Raw genomic sequence first — 663 nt, 5'->3', positions numbered from 1 at the left:
CCGTGCCCGACCTCTGGGCAACCATCCGCGAAGCCTTCACCGGCTTTACCTCAGACGAGTGCCGCAACTGCCTCACAGCTGCCGGTTACGAAAATGACTTGGCCGTCGCTACATAGGCGGGAACAGCTCTAATCGCTCCAGGATCGACTCGTCACACCTCATCCCGGGACCATACAACTAGTTTGTCAGTTTTAATGACGGTCACAGACCTCGAAAGCTGGGCACTGCCGCTGCTGACAGCCTAATCGATCGTCGATGCGATTGCCGTTGCAGATGTCCCAGCCAGCTTCCGCGCAAAAGCCCCACAGCGCCGCTTGAACAAAACGAGGGAAGGTCGCCGGGAAGTCCGGGTTGTAGGCTTGGGCATTGATCCGGCAGGCCAAGCCCTCGATGATCGCCGCGCAGCCCCCAGGCGCGGTACAAGCCGGCCCGAAAGCGTGTTCGGCGTCAAACCGCGCCAGGGTGCCCGTCCGATGCAGGAAGTGATGAACGAGGGAGTCGACGGCGATCATCCATGATCCGGCTGTGACCCAGCGTTCCCGGTTCGGGTCGGCGCCGAGCAGAAGGTCAGCCAGCATCATCGCCCAGAGCTTCGGGCCGATGCCGTAGATCCCGCAGAGGGGACCAAGAACGGCCTTCCGCAGGCGCGGACCACGTTCGGGC

General features: G+C 62.4%; 2 pseudogenes. One reads left to right on the top strand and one right to left on the bottom strand.

Going from position 1 to position 663, the window contains the following annotated elements:
- Positions 1-116: pseudogene (locus tag MKK69_RS18690) on the top strand (IS630 family transposase); the annotation flags it as partial.
- A gap of 75 nt (positions 117-191) precedes the next feature.
- Here MKK69_RS18690 and MKK69_RS18685 read toward each other — a convergent pair.
- Positions 192-663: pseudogene (locus MKK69_RS18685) on the bottom strand (hypothetical protein); the annotation flags it as partial.

It is taken from the genome of Methylobacterium sp. J-026 (assembly GCF_022829585.1).
In the GTDB taxonomy this organism is placed as follows: Bacteria; Pseudomonadota; Alphaproteobacteria; order Rhizobiales; family Beijerinckiaceae; genus Methylobacterium.
Note: the sequence above shows the minus strand (reverse complement) of the source record. Positions and strands in the feature narration are given on the sequence as shown.